Below are 22,614 nucleotides of genomic sequence, written 5' to 3'. Positions count from 1 at the left end.
TTCCCCACGACGAGGTATGTGTGTCCAACTCGAATGAACAAGGTCAATTCCAAGTAGATTTGGGCGGCATGGTTGAACTGCTGTCGCGCAATCTATACAACAGCTCCAATGTGTATATTCGGGAGCTGTTGCAAAATGGAGTCGATGCTATCCACGCGCGTACCCTTGCCGATCCCCATTGGGATGATGGGGGTACCATCCGTCTGATCGTGGATAAACGCGAGCTCAAGGTCATCGATAATGGCATTGGGCTCACCGAGGATCAAGCGAAGCAGCTCCTAGCCACCATTGGCGGCTCGTCGAAGCGCGACGAATTCGGACTCCGCCGATCGGACTATCTGGGTCAATTTGGCATCGGCCTACTTTCCTGTTTTCTCGTCTCCAACGAGATCACGGTGTACACCAAGAACGGCGATAACGCTCCAACCGTATGTTGGCGTGGTCATGCGAACGGCACGTGGGAGGTGTCAGCTGTTGCAGATCGTGACGATCTACCGCGGCAGGGCACGCTCGTGGTTTTGCAAGCAATTCCCGGTGAAGCCGATTTTGATAAGCAGCAGATCGCTGAGATCGCGCGCCGTTACGGTGAATATCTCCCCGTCACTATTGGGGTAGAGGGGGTATATGGGGGTGAGGTCCTCATCAGCGAGCCTATCCCTGTGTGGGAGGATACCCGCCGGCGCCAAGTGCAATGGTGTAAGCAGCATTTCGGTTTCGAACCTTTTGCCATCATCGATGTGAGCGTAGAGATCGCTGGTTTCACCGGGGTCGCTTTCGTTTATGGCCACGCCACTCATCCAGGGAGTAGCGCACGGCATCGGCTTTATCTCCGCAATATCTTACTGTCATCCAAAATCACCGATCTGGTCCCTGAATGGGCATATTTCGTGCGCGTCGTAGGTAATACTGATTATCTCAGGCCCACAGCGAGTCGCGACGATATCGTCGACGATGAACTATTAGACGACACCCGTGAACAAATTGGTAAAGCTATTCGCGCATGGATGAATTCACTTGAGGATGACGAGTTTAGACGTTTCCTCAGCCTGCATATGGCGGGTCTGAAAGCCCTAGCTACGACTGATCGAGAAACTCGGGACCTCGTCGTGCGCGCTGTACCGATGGAAACCTCGCATGGTCGGCTCACGCTTGGTGCAGTTATGGCGAAGGGTCCGCTGCGCTATTGTGCAACCGACCATCAATTCCAGGCGATCGTGCCCGTGGCTGCTGCCAATGATTTGGTGGTCGTTAACGCCGGGTATGTCTACGATCAGGAGATCATTGAGCAGGTTCGTCTCGATCATCCGGATCACGCGGTTGTGACAGTAACTACGGCTGATATCGTGGGCGCTTTTAAGAAACTCTCACCAAGCGATGAATCTCAATTCCTTCCCCTCATTGCCGCCTGCCAGCAGGCTCTGGAGGGCCAAGACATAGCGGTGATTGTGCGCAATTTTAATCCTTCAAGCGTGCCAGTTCTAGTTGTACCGCGCGACGCAGCGGGCGCTGGAGTCTTGGAAAAAAATGCTCGCGAAGCGGTGGGAGACTCTGGGTTAGCAGGATTACTTGATCAGTTCGAGAAATTACAACCCGAGCTTGACGACGCTCGCGCCCAGCTTGTCCTCAATGCTCAGTCGACACTTGTGTACCAATTGCTCAAGGCTCAGGGGAGGCCGGTTATCACGAATGCCATTAGGGGTTTGTATATCCAGGCGCTCCTAGCAGGACGCCACTCGCTAAATATACAGGCGCGAACGTGGGCAACTGAAGTTTATTCCGCGCTCATCAATATCTCTATTGGGGAGTAGGGGTACCCCTACTCCCCAATAGAAAAAAGAGGGGGTGGTATCCAATCACCCCCTTTTTTTCTCTTGATCTTTCTCAAATTGAGTGGTTGTGTCTGTCTATATAGCGTGCTACAACTTCCCGGCCTAAATCAGCAGCGTCCTGAACGGTCATCGCCGGCAGAACCGGATCATTGGGGAGAACTCTATCAGGGTCGCCGATAGGAGTTGTGGTGATTATAGTCCCGTCGAAGTGAGCGAGAGCTACCATATCCACGCGGGTTTGTTCGCAGATTGCCCAGTAATAGTCTTTCGCTGAGCTTCGAGCTCTAGTGAGAATCTCCTGGGGATTATCGGTGATCTGCGCGAGAGCGGGGCGATCATCGATGCGGTTGTCGTCGTGAAGCGGGCGCAAATAAAAGCGTCCCCCATTGAGTTCGATTACGTCCATGCTTTTGTAGTTTAGCCGCAGTTAGGGGCCTCTGGAGTATCCCCTCCCATACCGTGAGGGGACTGGGCGGACTACTGCAATTCTAGGAGCACGTCATTCTTACTGACACCTTGGCCAGTTTCGACGCTTAAGCCAGTGACAGTTCCCGATTTATGAGCCTTGACGGGGTTTTCCATCTTCATTGCTTCCAGTACCACCACCACATCGCCCTCGGATACCTCATCGCCTTCGTGGACAGATACCTTAGTGACGGTGCCCTGCATAGGGGCGATAACGGCATCGCCTGAAGCTTGGGTCTTAGCTCCGCTGGAGCGCCGCTTGCGAACTTTTTTACGAGGAGTTTGGCCACCGAGGGCCAGATCTGCAGGGATAGCAATTTCAACGCGGCGCCCATTAATCTCAACGACCACCGTGGTACTCGCTGATGACTCCTCGTCGTCGGGGATCTCGTCGGGATCGGCAAAGGGTTCAAGGGGATTGACCCATTCCTCCTCGATCCATTTGGTATAGATATCAAAATCCTCATCAGAGCCTATAAAGGCGGGGTTTGCCACGATATGGCGATGAAAATTCAAGGAGGTGGGCATACCCTCGATGGTGTATTCCGCCAGGGCGCGCCGGGAGCGCTCGAGCGCCTCTTGCCGAGTCTCACCATAGACGATTAGTTTGGCCAACATCGAGTCAAACTGTCCGCTGATGATGGAGCCCTGCCTCACACCAGAATCAACGCGTACGCCAGGGCCTGACGGCTCGTTATAAGCGGTAATGATGCCTGGGGCGGGCATGAAATTATTGCCTGGATCCTCGCCGTTAATGCGGAATTCAAAAGCATGGCCGCGCGGCGCAGGATCTTCGGTGATATGCAGTGGCTTTCCTTCGGCGATGCGGAACTGTTCCCGCACGAGGTCTAGTCCCGTTGTTGCTTCGGTAACGGGGTGTTCGACCTGCAGGCGGGTATTGACCTCGAGGAAGGAGATAAGTCCATCGGAACCCACGAGATACTCCACAGTGCCCGCACCATAGTAGTGAGCCTCGCGGCAGATGCGCTTTGCGGATTCGTGTAGTTGCGTGCGTTGTTCATCCGTTAAGAAGGGGGCAGGAGCTTCCTCAACTACTTTTTGGAAGCGACGCTGGAGGGAGCAATCGCGAGTACCTGCGACGATGACATTGCCGTGTTGATCGGCAAGAACTTGGCACTCAACGTGGCGCGCCTTGTCAAGGTAGCGCTCCACGAAGCACTCTCCACGGCCGAAGGCGGCGGTGGCTTCTCGCGTGGCGGAATCAAAGAGCTCCGCTACGTCGTCCATAGTATAAGCCACCTTCATGCCGCGGCCGCCGCCACCGAAGGCGGCTTTGATAGCGATCGGCAGACCGTATTCCTCCGCGAATGCGATGACTTCCTGTGCATCGCGGACAGGTTCTTTGGTTCCCGGTGCCATGGGGGCTTCGGCGGTTAAAGCGATGTGCCGAGCGGTCACCTTGTCTCCCAGATCCTTAATGGATTGCGGGGAAGGACCGATCCAGATCAGACCAGAATCGATGACTGCTTGAGCAAAGTCTGCGTTCTCGGAGAGGAATCCGTAGCCTGGGTGGATCGCATCGGCGCCGGATTTTTTTGCGGCATCGAGGATTTTGTCGATCACAAGGTAGGATTCCGCGGAGTTTTGTCCGCCCAGTGCGAAAGCTTCGTCGGCAAGCGAAACAAAGGGTGCATCAGCATCGGGCTCAGCGTACACCGCGACGCTTGCGATATTGGCGTCACGAGCTGCGCGGATCACGCGAATGGCTATCTCGCCGCGATTAGCGACGAGTACTTTGGTGATTTTTTTCTGTTCCACAGTCACGTGAAGCACTCCTGGTTACTCTAAGGTGGATATTTTCTTGTGGTGGTTGAAAAGCTCGAGAGGAGATCCCCCGCTGGGTTGCGCCGTAAGTCACGTCCCTTTTCAGCCTATGACTAGACAAAGGACGACGCTTACACCCCTTAAAATGTTTTGTCGAAAAAACTTTACCTGATAAGGGTTGCTCAGATCACCTTTTCGCATATCTCTATTCTACAGAGATCATGTACAAGGGGTTACCACTTCAGGCGATACTGAAACCCACCTTTGAACTGGCCAGCACGATTAACGAGTATTAGGTAGTCTCAGTGCCGAAGGGATGCGGGCCGCGGCGGACTTCCTTGCGCACCATATTGCTCCACTCCAGCCACGAGCCGTCATAAAGACGGGTGTTTTCTTTTCCTAGCAAATACTTGAGGACAAACCATGTTAGGGCAGCCCGGTTACCAGCGCTACAGTAGACAATGATCTCGTCTCTTTCTACAAGATCGTGGTATAAATTCGCTAATTCCGAGCGTTTACGGAAGCGACCGTTGGCATAAAGGGCTTTTTCCCAGGGGATATTTACAGCACCTGGAATATGACCCTGACGTTCGGTGAGGTCGAGTGCTTCATCCCGGTGCTCTAAGCCCTGGTACTCCTTGTTGCTCCGGGCATCAACGACGAGAGAGTGGGATTGATCTTGGGTCACAACCTGGGCTACTTCTTCGACAAATGCCCGCAGTAGCTCGTCATTGCGCGCAACCACAGGGTAGTCACTTTCAGGTAAGTGTGGGATATCAAAGGAAATATCGCGCTCTTCTAAAATCCACGCATCTCGTCCGCCATCTAGAAGACGAACATCGGGGTGCCCAAAGAGCTCAAAGATCCACAAGGTATATGCGGCCCACCAATTCGATCTTTCGCCGTAGATAACAACCGTATCGTCTCGGCTAATACCCTTTTTCCGCATTAATTGAGCGAACTGCTCGCTGCTAATAAAGTCGTGGGCTAGGGGGTCATTTAAGTCCTCACCCCAGTCAATTCGGATGGCGCCAGGTAAATGGCCGATATTATATAAGCTCTTCCCTTCATCAGATTCGATTACGCATAATCCGGGGGTGCCTAAGTGAGCCGATAGCCATGATGAGGAGACTATGCGTTCGGGATGCGCGAATTCGCGAAAAGGGGGGTACGGGTCAAAGGGCAGGGCCATAATGAAGTATTAAACCTTTCTGATAAACAATTTAAGGGAAATGAAGAAAATTTCTGGGTTATAGTGCAATCGATCTCGCAGCCACCACAATCAGCTCGAGGATATGCCGCGACAAATCAGAACGGAAGCAGTCGGTGACCTTAGAAACCGCCTCGCTGGGCACGTGTCAACATGCTAATCTTTGTCAATTTCTATTAAAGCTTAACAATGTCAACGGCAAGGGGGAGAGCCGAAGAAAAGATATGTGGTGTTGATTACTCCATAGGCTTTTTACCGCTCGTGATGGCGACAGTTAAGTTAGCCTAAAAGAGGTGCCCAACCCACGTCTTTCCAGCTCTTGAGGCTGGTTCAAGATAAGGATGGGGTGCGTCAATTAGAAATTAGTTTCACTAGATAAGGTCACCGAGAGTCCGCGCATGCTCCTATAAGCTTCGTTGCCTTCAGCATGAAGAACCACTGATCTCGAAGGGGAGTCGATAGCGGTAAATAAATGCAATGATGATCGGTGAGATTGGTAGCTATGAAAGGTTATATATGCACAAGAGTATTGTAGTTTTTGAGGTTGAAGGAGGCTCTGACAAGGGCTTTAATGGGCACCGAAAAGATACGATGCCCATCGTCAAGGCCATTGAGGATAAGGGGTGGCATGCTGAGGTCGTTTTCTATCGACCTGAGTGGGCTGACGGTCTCTTTGATTATATTTCTGCCAATTTTGATGCCTATATCTCTCGGGTTAATCCTGGCAGCATCCCTGGTGGCGAGAAGGGTTATTTTGAGCTTCTGACTAAGCTATCAGACGCTGGTCTAGTCGGTATGTCCACTCCTGAGGAGATGATGGCTTATGGTGCTAAGGATGCTCTGGTCAAACTTAAAGACACCGATTTGGTTCCCACCGATACCGCAGCTTATTACGATGTCGCTACTTTCCATGAAACCTTTCCCACCTCACTTTCGTATGGTGAACGAGTGCTTAAGCAGAATCGAGGGTCAACGGGTTCGGGCATCTGGCGCGTACGTCTCGAGGATTCCGAGTTGCAGGCCACTGTGGAGCCCGGCACAGCGTTGCCGCTTGATACCCTCGTGCGCTGCACTGAGGCTGTAGACAACCACACTGAGGTGCATAAACTGGGCGATTTTATGGACTTCTGCGACCAATATATCATCGGCGACAACGGCATGCTCGTGGATATGCGATTCATGCCCCGTATCGTCGAAGGAGAAATTCGCATCCTCCTCGTAGGACCCCACCCAGTTTTCGTTGTGCACAAAAAGCCAGCCGCCGGCGGGGACAATTTCTCTGCCACACTGTTCTCTGGTGCTAAGTACACATACGATAAACCGGAGGCATGGCAGGAGCTCGTCGATCAGTTCGCCGCCGCTCGCCCAGAGATAGCTGAGAAACTCGGCGGAGATAATATTCCGCTTATTTGGACCGCTGATTTCATGCTTGCCGATGGAGAAAACGGCGAGGACACTTATGTGCTGGGAGAAATTAACTGCTCCTGCGTAGGATTTACCTCCGAGCTTGATATGGGGATCCAGCAGCTCGTAGCCCAGGAAGCTATTGGGCGCGTTGAAGCGCTGCATGCCTGATTAAAATTACCCGCCCCGGTTATGTGGGGAAATGGTGAAGAGCTTCCCCATCCCGCCCGTACCCTTTCTTAAAAAAGAACAGGTCGCGGGCGGGTTTTTTGGTGTCTGAATTATTAGAAGCCCTATTCTTTTACTAGAATGATACGAGTTAAAAAAGCTCGCGCCTCGCGGTTGTCGGAGAGCGTGCGTGGCTCGTAAAAAGACTACTGGCGATTGTGTGGGGTTACCGTTGGAACAACTCGATGCGAGCAAATATCGTTATGATCTTGATGGCTTGCGCGGTCTAGCTATCACTTTTGTGGTCATTTTTCATGTCTTTGTCGGGCGAGTATCCGGCGGAGTCGATGTATTCTTGCTGCTATCCGGCTATTTCTTTCTCGGTGCCCAACTCCGTTATGCTCGCCGTCCCCAAGCGGATCCCAATCCGTTTTGGCCCCTGTGGCGCACTATCCGACGCTTAGTACCTTCACTCGCGCTAGTAGTTGCACTCACGGGGGCAGCCGTCTATGTTCTCACCCCTGAGCTACGCAGCCTTAACCTCGCATCCCAGATGCAAGCGAGTCTTTTCTATTATCAGAACTGGGAATTAGCTATCCAGGGTGCCAGTTACGGCGCGGCTACCAGTACCGTCAGCCCTTTGCAGCACTTATGGTCCATGGCGGTGCAAGGGCAGTTCTATATATTCGCCATCGCCCTCGGTAGCCTGGTTGCCCTAAGTACTCGGTGGGGTGCTACGCGCGCCAAACAGCTCGTCAATGAGCGGTTGGTATTGATATTTCTCATTTTGGTGACCTCGATGAGCTTTGGCTACGCCTGCTATCTCTATGGAGTTAATCAACAGCTCAATTATTACTCCACCTTCTCACGCATGTGGGAGCTTAGCCTTGGCGCTCTTCTAGCGCTCACCGCCTCGAGGCTCCGTCTAAATTCTCACTTCGCAAGGCTCAGCGGCATCGTAGGCGTAGCGATGGTGCTGAGCACAGGTTTCCTTTTTGATGGTGCCAACGTTTTTCCTGGCCCTGCTACTCTTTACCCGCTCGGAGGTGCCGCCCTGGTGGTTATCAGCGGTGGGGCAGGGGTCAGCTTCCTCGCTGGCTCTATGATGCGCTTTTTAGGGCGCATTGCGTATGCGCTATACCTGTGGCATTGGCCGTTACTTATTATCTCCACAGTTTATCTTAAAGAAGAAAAACCAGGTGTAGTCCTAGGCCTTGGCGTGATTGTCGTGAGCCTAGTTTTAGCTGTAGCGACTCATCATTGTGTAGAAAAGCCACTGATGCAAAAGGGCAAGCGACCTATATGGGGAGAAAAACGCATGGGTCAGGCGCTGAGGAGTCTAAGAGACACAAGGACCTCTCGCCTCCGCCTTATTGGGGCGTTGGGGGTAGTCGGGTGTATATCGGCAGCACTCTATATTCCCAATATGTGGCGGCAGGAAGTAGAGGCGCTCAGCGCAACTGATCTCGATCCAGTTCTTTACCCAGGGGCCGCAGCATTATCGATGTTACGAGTACCCCAAGCACCTGTCGAACCAGACCCATATGTGCTCCCCGATCGCATGTCGCCGGCTTGGCGAGATGGGTGTATGTCCTTTATTGGCCAAGACCCCACCGTCATGGTCATTGACGACCCCAAAAAGGATTGTGTTTACGGGGACAAAAAAGCCAAAAAACTCATGGTGGTGGTGGGGGGATCTCATGCTGAACAGTGGATGGCTCCGTTGGATCTACTTGGTAAAGAACACGGTTTTCGACTCATCCCGCTCGTGCGCCAATCATGTCCCGCCTTCGTCAATGAGCGAGATGGAGTTTTTAGTAAAGAGTGCCAGACCTTCAACGACGTTATGGTGGACAAACTTAAGGAGTTAAACCCCGATATTGTCTTCTCTACCTCGACCAGACCGCTCCTTGAGATAGGGCGTCGTCTCGATGAGGTACCCAAGAGTTATCCCACCTTGTGGCGCTTCCTGGAAAAGGAGGGCTTCGCCTTCGTGGGGGTGCGCGATAACCCTTGGTTCCTCCATCCGGACGGCCAGGCCGATATCGTGTCGCAGTGTTATGCCGAAACCCAAGATCTCAAGAAATGTGGCCGCGATCGTTTCGCTATTTACAGCGCCAAGGATCCAGCTGCGCAGTATTTGAACAAACCAGATATGCTCGCCATCGATACTGCTGATTGGTTTTGCCCTGATGGATTCTGTCCCCCAGTGATGGGCAATATCTATATGTACCGAGACGCTAACCACCTCAGTGACGAGTTCGCACTAACACTCGCCCCTCTGCTGTGGGAAGAAATGGGAGACCTTGTTAACAAGGTTGGTGGGGAGCGCAAAATGTCTGAGAAGGAGCACGTGGCCACCTCCAGTCAGACATCAACTTCGCGGATATCGACTACTACCCCCGCCGCGTCGACAAGCCCAACTAAGGAACCAAGCGAGAAGAAGCGGCCGCAGCCGATTCCATTGCAGCCGGCGGCGGACCCGCGTAACCAGTGGGAAAAAGGACTCGACTGGCGCCTTAGTCCTGATCTTTAAACGACGGTCTGCGTCGACGTGGCCTATGACGTCGTTTTGTGCGCAGGAACTCCTCACGAGAAGGTTTGGGTATCAAAGTGCTCACGCAGGCCGGGTCCGATTCGAGCAAAAAGCGAAGATAGCGCTCATAGCCATCCGAATCCCCGATCAGCTCCGAGGCGCGCGCTAGGCACGCGACGGCTCTTAGAACCCCCTGATTGGGTAGATGGGAGAAGGGGATATGACCAGTACCTTTCCACCCGTGTTCGGTGAGCCGATTAAGGCTAGCCACATATGCCGCACACGCATAGGTATAGGCGGTGATTCGGTGATGTGCTCTCATGGGGTTTCGTGATAGGGCATCATCGAGGGCATTTTCAGCCAGCTCTGCCCAGCCAAGTGGCGAATCAGGACATTCAATAACGGAGTAGATATCGATAGGATGACGAATATTATCAGCGGGGAGCTCGATAGGCCAAAGAGCTGGGAGCTCTATCTCATCCTCGGCCAATAAGTCCGGGCACGTGGCGAGCCTGGGAAGTTTTCTAGAGCGACGTTGATGCATGGCTGTCCTTAGAAGTGGGTGCCCAGAAATCACTAATGTCCATCCCGAAAGCATAAAGAGCTCGACGGACGACGGCTAAAGAGAGCCCCACAACACTGTGGGGGTCCCCCTCTATACGGTCGATAAAAAATCCCCCCATAGCCTCCAAAGTGAAGGCGCCAGCGCATTCAAGGGGTTCACCGGAACGCGCATAGGTCGCAATATCCCGGTCACTGGGGGAAGCGAAATAAATGGTAGTCTGAGTAACTTCCTCCCAACGCCCCTGAGGGCTCAGAAGGCAATGTCCGGTGAGGAGTTGTGCTTGTTTACCTCGCTGGTATTTCCACCGTTCGATGGCCCGGTCGATGCTGTGAGGTTTGCCTTGCAGGAAGCCATCTATAAGTAGCATCGAATCGCACCCTAAAACTATTGACTCTGGAAATTGGCGTGCGATAGCTTCCGCTTTCTTCGTGGCTAGTGTTTGCACCACGTGCTCGGGGTTCTTATCAGCTAATTTCTCGATCAGAGCATCTTCGTCAATATCAGCGACGTGAACGTCTGGATCAATACTCGCTCCGCGGAGAATTCCAAGACGGGATGGAGAGGCTGAAGCGAGAATAAACAAAGAGCTCATACCCGCATTCTAGCGCAGACTAGAAGGGCAGAATATCGTCTTGGTGAGGATAAGATCGCTGTGCGCCCATTCGAGTGCAGGCAAAAGCACCAATTCTTACTGCGTATTTCGCGGCCCGAACAAGATCATCACCCTGGTCTAGGCGGGCAACGAGACCACCAACGAAGGCATCGCCCGCCCCCGTAGTATCTATTGGGGTAATGGGGGGAGCGGGAATGTGAGTGCGATGCTTATGATCGACGACCTCTACACCCCTTGCACCTAGCGTCATGACCAGCGAGGAAAAACCTTGACCTAGCAATTGCTGGATTAGCCGGTCAATATCCGGATCTGATTGGGGAATAGAGCCTGGGTTGAGAAGAAGTTGGGCTTCGTATTCGTTTAGGATCAGCGGATCGGCGCGTAGGAGCAGCCTCCGATCGAGGGGTATGACAGGTGCAAGATTGATGACGAATCGGGGGTGACTGTTTTTATGTGGGTGCCCCCGTTCTCCCAATAGGGTGGCCTCAAGGGTGGCTGATGGCAGCTCACCCTGCATCACAACAATATCGGCTCGCGAAATGATGTCACGATTGTCGCGAATATAGTCTGGGGACACCTCCGCATTGGCTCCGGGCACGACGATAATCGTATTCTCGCCGTCAGCTGCAACCGTGATAACTGCGAGTCCCGTGGGGCCAGGATGATGCTGGATACGCGATAGATTGACGCCTGATTTCTCCAGCAGTGACAGAGCTACCGGGGCATAGGCGTCAGAGCCCACCGCCCCTAGAAAAGAAACGTGGGATCCCTGCAGAGCAGCGGCCACCGCTTGGTTCGCTCCCTTCCCACCAGGACTGATATTCCCACCAGTTCCGAGCAGAGTTTCCCCTGGGGTGGGGTGGCGAGCGGTGGAACTGCCAAATCGGCATTAATAGAGCCAATGACAACGACGCTCATAGATCGCGCTCCAAGCTAGTAGGAATGAGCCGGAAAAGGATTTCAAACCCTCCGAAGGCTTTAGGATCTCAGGGACGGACCTTAATAGAAGCTCACATGTTGAAATGCATTAGGGTTGAAGATTGGGTGGGGCCTTGAGTCTTCAGCAATTTCTCCCCAGCGATTTACTTCCCTGCACTGATGTGAGTCCCGCGCTGAGTTCGCAAGCGAGCCGATGAGCATCGCCAAGGCCGCGAGTTCTTGGTCGTCAGGCTGCCCTTTGAGCACCTTAAAAAGCGGCTTATCAGCAAATTTTTCGTTCATGAGGTAGTACTACCTTTTTCTTGTCGGAGTGACCCAATTGCGGCCCTAGAGCGGAATATTGCCGTGCTTCTTAGCAGGTGTTGTCACAACCTTGCGATCGAGAAGGCGGAGGCCTTCAATAATATTTCCGCGAGTATGAGAAGGAGGAATAACTGCATCGACGAAACCACGCTCGGCAGCCTTATAGGGGTTCACAAGAGTGTCCTCGTACTCGCGTTCGTACCGGGCGGCAAGCGCCTCCACGTCCTCGCCATTGAGGTGGGCCTGCTTGAGCTCTTTACGATAGATAAAACCAACAGCTCCCTTAGCTCCCATGACTGCGATTTGGGCGGTGGGCCAAGCAAATACGAGGTCGGCACCCATATCTTTGGAGCCCATCACGCAGTAAGCCCCACCGTAGGATTTCCGGGTGATGACGGTAATTTTACCGACTGTTGCCTCCGCATAGGCGTAAAGTAATTTAGCGCCACGGCGGATAATGCCATTGTATTCCTCTTCGGTTCCTGGTAAAAAGCCAGGAACATCGACGAATTCAATAATGGGAGTATTGAAAGCATCGCAGGTGCGGATGAAGCGAGCCGCTTTTTCGGATGCCTTAATATCAAGGCAACCAGCAAATTCGGTGGGTTGATTTGCCACTATTCCCACGGAGCGTCCCTCAATACGGGCAAAACCAGTGAGAATATTGTGGGCATAATTCTCCTGGATTTCGAAGAATTCACCGTCGTCAACCACTCGGCGGATAACGTCAGTCATATCGTAGGGCTGATTAGGTAGATCGGGGATGAGTGTATCTAACTCTCGGTCGTACGCAGTGATATTCTCGCTCACTGAGCCCTCCATTTTAGTGCTGGCCTCGCGCGGGGCTTCAGCTCTGTTGTTGGACGGAAGGTAGTCGAGGAGGTCACGTACCCAATCGAGGGCATCGGCGTCATTATCAGCGGTATAGTGTGAGGTCCCTGAGGTGGCCATATGGGTATGAGCGCCACCTAATTCCTCTTGAGTGATCTCTTCACCGGTGATAGTTTTGATGACCTCTGGTCCCGTTATGAACATTTTCGAGGTTTTATCGACCATGACAATGAAGTCTGTTAGCGCTGGTGAATAGACGTGGCCTCCCGCGCAGGCACCCATGATTAGCGAGATCTGGGGAATCAGGCCTGAGGCTAGAGTATTGCGGTAAAAGATCTTTGAGTAAAGACCCAGCGATACCACACCCTCTTGAATGCGGGCACCAGCCCCCTCGTTGATGCCGATGAGTGGAACACCAGTTTTAATGGCGAGATCCATGATTTTTACGATTTTCTCGCCATATACTTCCCCTAGCGCACCCCCGAAAACCGCCCCATCCTGGGAGAAAACACAAACCTTTCGTCCGTTTACAGTGCCGTAACCCGTAACTACTCCATCGGTAACCGGGCGTTTCGCGTCTAGTCCAAAATTCTTTGAACGATGGCGTGCAAGTGCATCTACTTCGACGAAGGAGTCCTGGTCCAGCAGGTATTCAATGCGCTCGCGTGCGGTCTTCTTACCTGCATCGTGTACCCGCTTCACGGATTCAGGCCCCATAGGGGCAGTGGCCTCAGCCAAGCGGTTGCGCAGATCGGCGAGTTTACCTGCGGTGGTGGTGAGGTCGGGCTTGGATGCTGAAGCAGAATTCGTCTTAGCAGCTGTCATAACACCATAGTTTAAAGGTTCGAGCCGATTTTTGTGAACATCGGATCGACGATCAGTTAGGGCGACAAGCACGCTAGGTGACATTGTTAACTCGCTATCATCCCGTTGTGATGAATAAAAATCACGGCATCTCGACACTAAAGTGGAATATTGCCGTGTTTGCGGGCTGGGCGCGGACGGTGCTTGGTTCCTAGTAGACGCAGATTGCGCGCTATATAGCCGCGTGTTTCAGAAGGTAAAATCACAGCATCGACGAGACCGCGTTCGGCAGCAAGATACGGATTCAGCATGTGATCTTCGTATTCTTTCTCTAAAGATAGCTGAAATTGCTCCAGCTCTGTGGGGTTAAGACCGCGCAGTAGGGCAGCTCGCAATTCCTTTCTATATAAGAAGCCAACCGCCCCTTTTGCCCCCATAACCGCAATTTGAGCTGTAGGCCATGCAATATTGAGATCGGAGCCCAAACCCTTCGATCCCATGACGCAATAAGCTCCACCATATGATTTGCGCATGGTGACAGTGATCGTTGGAACTGTTGCCTCACCGTAGGCATAGAGTAATTTAGCTCCACGCCGCAAGATGCCCGTGTGTTCTTGGGAGGCGCCGGGAAGGAATCCCGGAACGTCGACAAGCGTAATGATAGGGATATTAAAGCAGTCACAAGTGCGCACGAAGCGTGCAGCTTTTTCGGCAGCGTCGATATCGAGACAGCCGGCGAAATGGGTTGGCTGGTTCGCCACAAAACCTACAGACTGACCTTCAATTCGGCCGAAAGCAATAACGATATTCTGGGCACGATCCTGCTGAATCTCCAGGTACTCACCATCATCGCTGAGCGTAGTAATAACCTCGCGCACATCATAGGGCACAGTGGAACTATCGGGAATGATGCTATCGAGGACAAGATCTGAGGCTGAGACATTTTCTGCGACGCTTCCTGTCTCAACACTTGGGTCTGTTGACGTGTTGAGGTCACGATTATTCGACGGGAGATAGCTGAGGAGGTCGGCCACGAAATCGAGGGCATCTTCATCGTTGGCCGCACTGTAGTGTGAGGTGCCGGCGAAGCTCATGTGAACGTCTGCGCCACCTAACTCTTCTTGGGTGATATCTTCAGCCGTGACAGTTTTAATGACATCGGGGCCAGTGACAAACATTTTCGAAGAATCCTCAACCATCACAACAAAATCAGTAAGTGCAGGCGAGTAGGCGTTCCCTCCAGCGCAGGCGCCCATAATGACGGCAATCTGGGGGATAACACCCGAAGCATTGATATTGTGGTAAAAAGTTCGAGCGATGAGATCGAGAGAGACAGCCCCGTCTTGGATGCGGGCGCCGGCACCTTCGTAGAGACCAATGAGGGGCCGCCCAGTTGCGACGGCGAGCTCCATAACTTTGCACATCTTTTCCCCGTATACCTCACCTAAAGCCCCTCCGAAGACCGTGCCATCTTGGGAGAAAATACACACTTCGCGTCCGTCGATGGTGCCCCAGCCGGCAACGATGCCGTCAGTAGTAGGTCTTCTAGAATGCATTCCAAAGGCGGTAGTACGGTGCTTTGCTAATTGATCCATCTCGACAAAGGAGCCGGGATCGAGCAAATAATCTAAACGATCTCGAGCCGTGAGGCGATTATGGGAGCGCACCTTATCAACTGCGTGCTGGCCACTCGGGGTGTGGGCATCGAGTCGTCTAGCGCGAAGATCTGCAAGTTTCCCAGCTGTGGTACTCAGATCGGGGAGAGATTTTGTATCGAGAAAAGGTGAGGAAATAGTCATGTTTGGTCATGATAGCGGAAAGTGAAGATAGTTTCTAGGGCAAAAGTCATATTTCAAATAGCGTCAGTTGGCGTCTAGAGATGCCCTAGGTCAGCGTGCAGTTTGAGCTTCCTCCCTCTATTGGGGAAAAGGGGGTAAAAAATGCTACCCCCATTTCCCCAATGGAATTAGGATGACAATCATGAACGCCCCCGATCTCTTTAGTCTGCGCAACCCCTACAACCTTGGTTACCTGGAAGAAAAACTCGTCCGCACCGGAGTCATCCCCTCGCTTATTTATCGAGCTAAAACAGGGTCAACTAATACCGATCTTGTAGAGCTAGCGAAGCAGGGAGCCCCCAGTGGAACGGTATGCCTGACAGATCATCAAAGTGCGGGGCGAGGGCGTATGGGTCGGAGTTATGAAGCTCCCTACGGCGCACAGTTGACCGCATCCATCCTGATTCGCCCTCATCGAGCAGCCATTGAGCGGTTGGGAGTCATGCCCCTCGCAGTAGGCGTGGCCCTTTGCGATGCTCTGGCATGGCCAGGGGTTCGACTCAAGTGGCCCAATGATCTCATTATTGAGGATGGAGAAATAAGTAGCGAGGATAACGGTGCAGGTGCTAGTGCTCCTGGCAGCACTGATGACTCCGCGCTCGCCTGCTCCAAGCGCGGTGGCGCTGCGAGAAGCGAAGATATCGCGCAACGACTTCGTGCTGGTGCTGCTGCGGTTCCAGTGAGCTCCTATGGGGGAGCGCGAAAATTGTGCGGGATCCTTGCGGAGGCTGTTTCTCTGGGGAAAGAACCAGCGGTGGTCATCGGGTTTGGTCTCAATACCGCAATGCGTCGTAGTGAATTGCCGGTAGAGCATGCAACGTCATTGGCTTTAGAGTCTATTCCTTTTGATCGCGATGACCTTGCGGTTAAGGTGATCCGTGCACTGGTTCGCCGGTTAGAGCAGTGGGAATGCGGTGATGAAAAGTTGCTCGCTGATTACCGGAGCTTATCAGCCACGATTGGGCGCGATATTAGGGCGATCGTCCCAGGGGATCGCGAGATATTGGGTGTGGTGCGCTCGATCGCAGCCGACGGTCAACTGGTTGTCGACGATGGCGTGGGCACGCACCATCATTTGGCAGCGGGGGACGTAACACATTTGCGGTTGCGGGAGTGATAGCTGCACTGTGCCTTAAACTAAGGGGATGATGAGTATTCGTTTGGCGCCGGGGGAGCGCGTCTTCATTGATCTAACGAGTCCGCTGAGCGCACTATTCTTCCCGCTTCTCGAGATTCTTACTGTAACCGGGTTAGCGTGGATGGCAATCGGGTATTTGGACCGGCCAGAATTGAGTGGAACTTATGATCCAAAGATTCGAAACCTCATCGTGCTGATGTGGGCAGGGGTCGTAGTATTCCGCCTCGTTACTAAAATTGTCACCCTACGGAGGCGTCGTATCATCGTTACGGAACACAGGTTGCTCCTGCGCGAAGCTGGGTGGACTAGCAGCATCTTTAGCGCCCCGATCGAGCAGGTTCAGGCTGTTGACCGCCACCGCAATACTATTCGGCTGATGCTGCGCGGTCAGCAGCGTGCATTCTCGATGACCCACGTACCCCAAGCGCGCCGCGTCTTTGCTGTTCTAGAGGACCTTATTCATCGCTAATAATTCTTGTCTCAATCGCTTGTGGCAACCAGGCGGGCTGTTTAGAGTTACAAGGTGTGAGCTATCAAACACCTGCAGATTCATCCCGCGCTGCCCATGCCAGTGGAATGCCCATTATTCTAGTCATCGGAGACGGGCAACTAGCTCGAATGATGCATACCGAGGCAATCGAACTGGGCTTATCCGCCCGCATACTGGCCGCTACCGATCAAGCGTCGGCAGCCCAGGTTAGCCGCGATCTACACATTGGCGATTATCTGTCCTATACCGACCTTCAAAACAGCGCAACTGGGACTGATGTGATCACCTTTGACCACGAACATGTCCCCAATGATTATATCCATTCGTTACTCGACGAAGGTTATGATGTACAGCCCCGACCGCACGCACTCATATACGCTCAAGATAAGCTACTTATGCGCCAGCGACTTTCCGATATGGGCGCCCCCATCCCTCCTTTCGCCGCAATCTCCTCGCGTGACGACGCCCGCGCCTTCTACACCCGAGTCAATGGTGCGGTCTGCCTGAAAGCGCGCCGTGGTGGTTACGACGGTCATGGAGTGTGGTTTCCCAGAACTGTGACTGAGTTGGAAGAACTCGTGGATAAGCTGAGAGCTGAAGGGGTTGAGCTCATGGCTGAGGAGAAAATTGCACTGAGCCGGGAATTATCAGTTCTTGTTGCGCGAACCCCCAGCGGCGAGGTCAAAGCCTGGCCGGTCTCGCAGTCGGTACAAGAGAACGGAATATGTACCGAAACCCTCACGCCCGCACCTGGGCTGAGTGAGAAACACAGCTCCGAGATCAAAAGCCTAGCGCAATATATCGCTACAGAATTACGTGTGACCGGGGTGCTCGCAGTGGAACTTTTTGCAACTGATAACGGCTCAGTTGAGCCTACAATTCTCGTTAATGAGCTAGCAATGCGTCCGCATAACACCGGACATTGGACCCAAAATGGGTGTGTCACGAATCAATTTGAACAACATCTGCGCGCGGTCCTGGATTATCCTTTGGGTGATACTGAACTCACCGCACCCGTGATCGGTATGGCCAATGTCTTAGGTGCCCCTGCTGACCCCGATCTGCCCATGACTGCGCGTATGAAGGCAGTATGGCGTCGGTATCCGACGGCAAAGATCCACCTCTACGGTAAGGATTACCGGCCTGGCCGCAAACTTGGCCATGTAAATATCGCAGGTGACTCAGCTGACGACGTTCTTCAAGCCGCCCGCAATGCAGCTCATTTCCTTAGCACCGCCAGCTGGATGGACTAACATTTGTTGAGGCTTTTAGAAAATCCTTTTAATGACATAAGGACGTGCATATGAAACCCCTCGTTGGCCTTATCATGGGCTCAGATTCAGACTGGCCTACAGTCGAACCAGCCGCCAAAATTCTCGCCGACTTCTCAGTCCCCTTCGAAGTGGGGGTGGTCTCAGCGCACCGAACACCAGACAAGATGCTTGCTTACGCAGAGCACGCTCACACGCGAGGACTCAAGGTTATTATTGCCTGTGCTGGCGGCGCAGCTCATTTACCCGGCATGGTCGCGGCCGCAACACCGCTACCCGTCATTGGGATACCAAGGGCACTCGATACTCTAGATGGGATGGATTCCCTCCTGTCCATCGTCCAAATGCCAGCTGGAGTGCCTGTGGCAACGGTGTCCATTGGTGGCGCAAAAAATGCTGGCTTGCTCGCTGTACGAATGCTAGGGGTAGATGACTTCGAACTTGTAGAAAAAATGGTCCAATTCCAGCGAGAAATGCGCGAGGAAGTGGAACGAAAAGATGAGCTGCTAAGATCTCGCCTGCTTGGATCCTAGATCTATTGGGGCGTCGGGTGCCCCCGACGCCCCAATAAAAATACAGGTGCTCACGTCGTCACGAATAGCGAGGCCCCACAATGACCGAGATTGAATATGCCTCTCTCATCTATCAAGCAATCAGGCCATGGACGTCTGGATATACGGTGAAAACGGTCTATGTGCGCGTCGGAGCATTCAGACGTGTGGACCCTTTTAAGCTGGAAAACGCTTGGGTATATACAACCTTTAGAACGCGAATGCGCGGCTCGCAGCTAAAAGTTCAGTGGACAGATGCCACCATCGAATGCGAGCGGGGTCATTTTAGAGTTGTAGACATAAATGATCTTGAGGACCTCGATTGCCGTTTTTGCGACTCGCCTACCATAGTCTTGTCGGGAAATGAGCTCGTGGTAAGCTTCATCGACCTGGACGGTCGCCATATCTGCGGTCCCATCCGCATAGAAGACTAAAAGGAGCATGGGCGCGGGTAGAGGGAAACTGGCTGGCACCAAGGGACTGCCCTAGCTCACGAGTAATTATCCACAGTTTTGACCGCTGTTTCGGTTTCCTGTTGTTGCCTACGTACACGGTCCATAGCGTGGATATTATGGCACCGACATTATCTCGATACGCAGAGTATGCAACCCAAGCGGCTGGTCTTCTTTTGAGCATCAAAGCAGAAACACCAACATGGGAGAAGCTTAGTGGCCTTCTAGGAATGGCTCGACATGAGGCGAGTCTTTTGATTAGGAACGCCGCATTTTTTACCCCTGAACAACTTCAGTGGGCCCTAGAATCAAAAGTTTCGATGAGTAAACTGTCTCTAATTGCCAAATATTGCAGAAAAGTGTCCAATCGAGAAATCGATCGCCAACAATTGTGCTGGCAGTTCCTTCGCGAATCTTCTTCCTCGAGTGCCGATGAAATGCGCGAGTATCTTGCCGGGTACGTTGACAAGCTCAACGAGAAGGCTAACAAGCCGCGGCGCGAGTACACCCGAATTTCCGCTATCCCAGACCACGACGGCATGCGTTATGCCATGCTCAAATTAACCGACGCTCATGCGGCGCTCTTGCAGAATATGACAGAGCAACCGGCCAAAGAAATATTAAGCCGTGGAGAGGCTTATACCCTCGAAGAGGCGCGCACGCGTGTGATCATGGCTCTGATCTCAGGGGATAGCCAGCCTCAACGAGATGACAGCAATCCTCTTGATCCCCGGTATCGGCCCTTCATCTTGATTCCTTTTGCGGAGAAGGCTTGCAACGTCGACGGCACCTTAGTTACTAGTGATGGAGTGATTGTCGATATAAGGGCCCACGCTAATACCTATCTTGCTCCTATGGGCTATGCTGCGATCGCCTCACGTCTAGAGTCTGGACATATCGAGATCAGCGAACCGATCGCCATTGAGCAGCGTTATGCTACTCAGAAGCACAGACTTACTCAGGTGGTCAGTCATTTGATCTGTGCGCATCCCGACTGCAGGATTACCGCCAACCACTGCCAAATGCACCATATTGTATGGCATGCAGGCGGCGGCAAAACGGAGAACCGTAATCTCTGTCCATTGTGCATGCGCCATAATAAACTCAACGACGACCATCCTCGGCAAACCGTACATGGGCGAATCGATATCGATGTCGATTCGGGACGCATAGGGCACCATAGAAAAGGAAAACCGCTCCGATTTAATCGCGCTCCCGCTATTGAGAAGGGCTTTGCTGCGGTGGGTCGTCGAATTTTAAATTCAGATTTACGAGACGCGCGCGGACATATCCGGTGTCATTGCCACGAGTTTTTCGAATCGGTCGAGATTGATAGTGAACAGCTAAAGAGCTGATAACTAAAGTATTTAGAAAAACTAGCGGCCGCTGAATGCGCGGACGGCCACGACCGTAGTGATGACGCTAAGTAGTGCCAGGACCGCAGGCCATAACGCGGGTTCAGGTTGCAATAAATTCAATGCGGCCTGAATGACAAAGAGCACCGAGAAAAAAGCTAAGAATCCAATAATTGCTTGGTGGACTAAAGTTCTCCTCCTATTCGGGTTTTGCATATATGTTATTTCACCCCTCCCGCGGTCAGACCGGAGACGATCCGGTGCTGGAAAGCGAGGACCATGAGGATCAAGGGAATGGTCACTAGGGCACCAGCCGCCATGACGGAGGAGTAGGGATAGTCGTAGTAACTCTCACCGGAGAATCGTGCAATAGCCACCGTGACTGGCTCAGTAGCACTCGTCGATAGTTGGTTAGCCAGCATAAATTCGTTCCACGTTGCGATAAATGCGAGGATTGCGGTGGTAAACAGAGCTGGGGCAGCTAAGGGTAACAGAATGATACGGAAAGCTTGGCTTTGCGTCGCTCCATCAATACGCGCTGCCTCCTCGAGTTCCCACGGTAGTTGGCGAAAGAAAGAGGTTAGAGTGTAAATCGCCAACGGAAGTGCGAAGGAAATATTGGGAATAATGAGAGCTTGATACTGTCCCAGCCATCCCAGATTGCCAAATAGCTGGAATAGTGGTGTTACGAGGGCAATGCCAGGGAACATGCTGGCTGCCAAAATGATCCCAGTGACGTACCCTTTACCTGCGAAATCAAGACGCGCGAGGGCATAAGCGGTAAAAACTCCAATGGAAAGCGCCACGAGTGTGGTTATCACGGAAATAAAAAGAGAGTTAACTATAGCCGCCAAGAAGTTGTTGCCCTTGTCGGTAGAGAGTGCCTCGGTGAAGTTCTCAAGTGTCACGTGCGTTGGCCATGGGGTGGTGTCGAAGGTGTGATCCTTGTGTCTGAATGCAGTGATGAGCATCCAATAAAAGGGGGAGAGACCCCACACCAAGATAAGAAGAACGCCAAAGTAGTCGCCAACATGTTTACGCATGGGAATCTCCTGACGTAGGGGTCATTATTTCTCTTTTCTCTATTGGGGTGTCGGGGGTCCCCGACACCCCAATAGAGGAGGGCAGTTTAGCTTTGCTTCCACCCAAATCAGCGCCGAGAACTTTAATCATAAAAAATGCGACCGCAAAGATTAGGAGGAAAATCATCGTCGATAATGCGCTCGCCGAGTTGAAATTATTTTGGCGCATATCTTCCACGACGAGCTGAGAGATCGTTGCGGTGGGAGAGTTGGCACTCGGCGAGATGAGAATTACCGGCAGATCATACATCCGTAGAGCGTCGAGAGTGCGGAAAAGTATAGCGACGAGCAGTGCGGGTTTGATTAGCGGAAGTGTGATGAAGCGGAAAGTCTGCCAGCGCGTGGCTCCGTCTACGCGGGCCGCTTCGTAGACATCATTGGGCACCATCTGTAGACCCGCGAGAATGAGTAGCGCCATGAAAGGGGTAGTCTTCCACACGTCAGCAATGATCACGGCCGTTCGGGCAGCCCACGGGTCGGTAGTCCATGAGATGGGCGTCGATAGGAACGTATTAACTATGCCCCGGTCGGCGAAGATGAATTGCCACAATTTCGCGGTCACAGCCGTTGGAATCGCCCACGGGATGAGGACGGCGGCGCGAATCAGTGCGCGTCCTGGTATATCTCGGTGCATAATGATCGCCATCGCAATTCCAAGGAGAATTTCGAGGATAACGGTCACGCCCGTAAAAAATACCGTATTGCCGAGGGCAGGCCAGAAGTCTGTGGCGAGCACTCCTGGGGGACACGTCGCTATTTCTCCAGATGGCAGCATGCACCGTTGCTGAATCCAGTAACTGTAGTGGCGTAGACCAGCAAACCCTCCTTCGACAAAGAGACCAGTTTGTGGGTCGAGGTGCTTATCGGCCTGAAAACTCAGGTAGATAGCCCGCATGATCGGATAGCCGATAACGATAGCGAGAACGGTGAGTGCGGGGGCGACAAGCAGGCCCGCATGGCGCGTAGGTGGAGCCACGAGACAGAG

Annotated in this window: 20 protein-coding genes and 1 pseudogene; 9 read left to right on the top strand and 12 right to left on the bottom strand. The window is 52.8% G+C overall.

The window, feature by feature from the left end; translation table 11 throughout:
- Positions 1 to 20: 20 nt before the first annotated feature.
- A complete protein-coding gene (locus tag NXS13_RS02770; protein WP_259289326.1) occupies positions 21 to 1,808 on the top strand; it encodes an HSP90 family protein in 1,788 nt (595 codons plus the stop codon).
- A gap of 73 nt (positions 1,809 to 1,881) precedes the next feature.
- Here NXS13_RS02770 and NXS13_RS02765 read toward each other — a convergent pair whose 3' ends face one another.
- The 3 genes from NXS13_RS02765 to NXS13_RS02755 all read right to left on the bottom strand — a co-directional run bounded on the left by NXS13_RS02765 (position 1,882) and on the right by NXS13_RS02755 (position 5,271).
- Entirely contained in the window at positions 1,882 to 2,235 is a 354-nt protein-coding gene (locus NXS13_RS02765) for a hypothetical protein (RefSeq protein WP_259289325.1), read from the bottom strand.
- A gap of 71 nt (positions 2,236 to 2,306) precedes the next feature.
- Entirely contained in the window at positions 2,307 to 4,079 is a 1,773-nt protein-coding gene (locus NXS13_RS02760) for an acetyl/propionyl/methylcrotonyl-CoA carboxylase subunit alpha (protein WP_259077781.1), read from the bottom strand.
- 292 nt (positions 4,080 to 4,371) lie between these two features.
- On the bottom strand, positions 4,372 to 5,271 hold the full coding sequence (locus NXS13_RS02755; protein ID WP_259077206.1) for a sulfurtransferase: 900 nt from the start codon (positions 5,269 to 5,271) through the stop codon (positions 4,372 to 4,374).
- 534 nt (positions 5,272 to 5,805) lie between these two features.
- On the opposite strand from NXS13_RS02755, the gene NXS13_RS02750 reads away from it, so the two are divergent.
- Positions 5,806 to 6,864, top strand: coding sequence for a Cj0069 family protein (locus NXS13_RS02750; RefSeq protein WP_259289324.1), 1,059 nt, complete (start codon positions 5,806 to 5,808; stop codon positions 6,862 to 6,864).
- Positions 6,865 to 7,051: 187 nt separating this feature from the next.
- On the top strand, positions 7,052 to 9,397 hold the full coding sequence (locus NXS13_RS02745; RefSeq protein ID WP_396125060.1) for an acyltransferase family protein: 2,346 nt from the start codon (positions 7,052 to 7,054) through the stop codon (positions 9,395 to 9,397).
- Here the strand turns inward: NXS13_RS02745 and NXS13_RS02740 are convergent.
- The 6 genes and pseudogenes from NXS13_RS02740 to NXS13_RS02715 all read right to left on the bottom strand — a co-directional run bounded on the left by NXS13_RS02740 (position 9,381) and on the right by NXS13_RS02715 (position 15,251).
- On the bottom strand, positions 9,381 to 9,941 hold the full coding sequence (locus NXS13_RS02740) for a DUF3151 family protein (protein ID WP_259077203.1): 561 nt from the start codon (positions 9,939 to 9,941) through the stop codon (positions 9,381 to 9,383). The genes NXS13_RS02745 and NXS13_RS02740 overlap by 17 nt on opposite strands.
- The gene (locus NXS13_RS02735) at positions 9,922 to 10,554 is read right to left on the bottom strand and encodes a nucleoside triphosphate pyrophosphatase (protein WP_259077201.1); all 633 of its coding nucleotides are present in this window, start codon (positions 10,552 to 10,554) and stop codon (positions 9,922 to 9,924) included. The genes NXS13_RS02740 and NXS13_RS02735 overlap by 20 nt, the downstream gene beginning before the upstream one ends.
- Before the next feature lie 19 nt (positions 10,555 to 10,573).
- Positions 10,574 to 11,493: pseudogene (locus tag NXS13_RS02730) on the bottom strand (ribokinase).
- A gap of 81 nt (positions 11,494 to 11,574) precedes the next feature.
- Positions 11,575 to 11,796, bottom strand: coding sequence for an acyl-CoA carboxylase subunit epsilon (locus NXS13_RS02725; RefSeq protein ID WP_259077198.1), 222 nt, complete (start codon positions 11,794 to 11,796; stop codon positions 11,575 to 11,577).
- A gap of 45 nt (positions 11,797 to 11,841) precedes the next feature.
- Entirely contained in the window at positions 11,842 to 13,473 is a 1,632-nt protein-coding gene (locus NXS13_RS02720; RefSeq protein WP_259289323.1) for an acyl-CoA carboxylase subunit beta, read from the bottom strand.
- A 137-nt stretch (positions 13,474 to 13,610) separates the two neighbouring features.
- On the bottom strand, positions 13,611 to 15,251 hold the full coding sequence (locus NXS13_RS02715; RefSeq protein ID WP_259077195.1) for an acyl-CoA carboxylase subunit beta: 1,641 nt from the start codon (positions 15,249 to 15,251) through the stop codon (positions 13,611 to 13,613).
- Between the two features lie 181 nt (positions 15,252 to 15,432).
- Between NXS13_RS02715 and NXS13_RS02710 the strand changes: the two genes are divergently transcribed.
- From NXS13_RS02710 to NXS13_RS02685, 6 genes are all read left to right on the top strand, one after another.
- Positions 15,433 to 16,407, top strand: coding sequence for a biotin--[acetyl-CoA-carboxylase] ligase (locus NXS13_RS02710; protein ID WP_259158082.1), 975 nt, complete (start codon positions 15,433 to 15,435; stop codon positions 16,405 to 16,407).
- 28 nt (positions 16,408 to 16,435) lie between these two features.
- Positions 16,436 to 16,897 (top strand): hypothetical protein, encoded by a 462-nt coding sequence (locus NXS13_RS02705; protein ID WP_259158084.1) that lies wholly within the window; start codon positions 16,436 to 16,438, stop codon positions 16,895 to 16,897.
- Between the two features lie 56 nt (positions 16,898 to 16,953).
- Positions 16,954 to 18,171: a 5-(carboxyamino)imidazole ribonucleotide synthase gene (locus NXS13_RS02700; RefSeq protein WP_259077191.1), complete on the top strand. Its 1,218-nt coding sequence runs from the start codon at positions 16,954 to 16,956 to the stop codon at positions 18,169 to 18,171.
- Between the two features lie 50 nt (positions 18,172 to 18,221).
- Positions 18,222 to 18,722 carry a 5-(carboxyamino)imidazole ribonucleotide mutase gene (gene purE / locus NXS13_RS02695; RefSeq protein ID WP_259289322.1) on the top strand — a complete coding sequence of 167 codons (501 nt, stop codon included), beginning with the start codon at positions 18,222 to 18,224 and terminating at the stop codon, positions 18,720 to 18,722.
- A gap of 80 nt (positions 18,723 to 18,802) precedes the next feature.
- A complete protein-coding gene (locus tag NXS13_RS02690; protein WP_259158087.1) occupies positions 18,803 to 19,174 on the top strand; it encodes a hydrogenase maturation nickel metallochaperone HypA in 372 nt (123 codons plus the stop codon).
- Positions 19,175 to 19,311: 137 nt separating this feature from the next.
- A complete protein-coding gene (locus NXS13_RS02685) occupies positions 19,312 to 20,547 on the top strand; it encodes an HNH endonuclease signature motif containing protein (RefSeq protein WP_259077187.1) in 1,236 nt (411 codons plus the stop codon).
- Positions 20,548 to 20,568: 21 nt separating this feature from the next.
- Here the strand turns inward: NXS13_RS02685 and NXS13_RS02680 are convergent, their stop codons facing one another.
- Genes NXS13_RS02680 through NXS13_RS02670 form a run of 3 tightly spaced genes read right to left on the bottom strand, consistent with a single transcriptional unit; the run spans position 20,569 to position 22,605 of the window.
- A complete protein-coding gene (locus NXS13_RS02680) occupies positions 20,569 to 20,763 on the bottom strand; it encodes a hypothetical protein (RefSeq protein WP_259289321.1) in 195 nt (64 codons plus the stop codon).
- A gap of 5 nt (positions 20,764 to 20,768) precedes the next feature.
- Complete coding sequence (locus NXS13_RS02675) at positions 20,769 to 21,590, bottom strand: carbohydrate ABC transporter permease (protein WP_259289320.1); 822 nt, start codon at positions 21,588 to 21,590, stop codon at positions 20,769 to 20,771.
- Complete coding sequence (locus NXS13_RS02670) at positions 21,583 to 22,605, bottom strand: carbohydrate ABC transporter permease (protein WP_259289319.1); 1,023 nt, start codon at positions 22,603 to 22,605, stop codon at positions 21,583 to 21,585. The genes NXS13_RS02675 and NXS13_RS02670 overlap by 8 nt, the downstream gene beginning before the upstream one ends.
- Positions 22,606 to 22,614: the final 9 nt, after the last annotated feature.

The sequence above is a fragment of the Corynebacterium sp. ES2730-CONJ genome, from assembly GCF_024834055.1.
Classification (GTDB): domain Bacteria; phylum Actinomycetota; class Actinomycetes; order Mycobacteriales; family Mycobacteriaceae; genus Corynebacterium.
The sequence above is the reverse complement of the archived record's forward strand: the minus strand, read 5'-3'. Positions and strand labels throughout refer to the sequence as shown.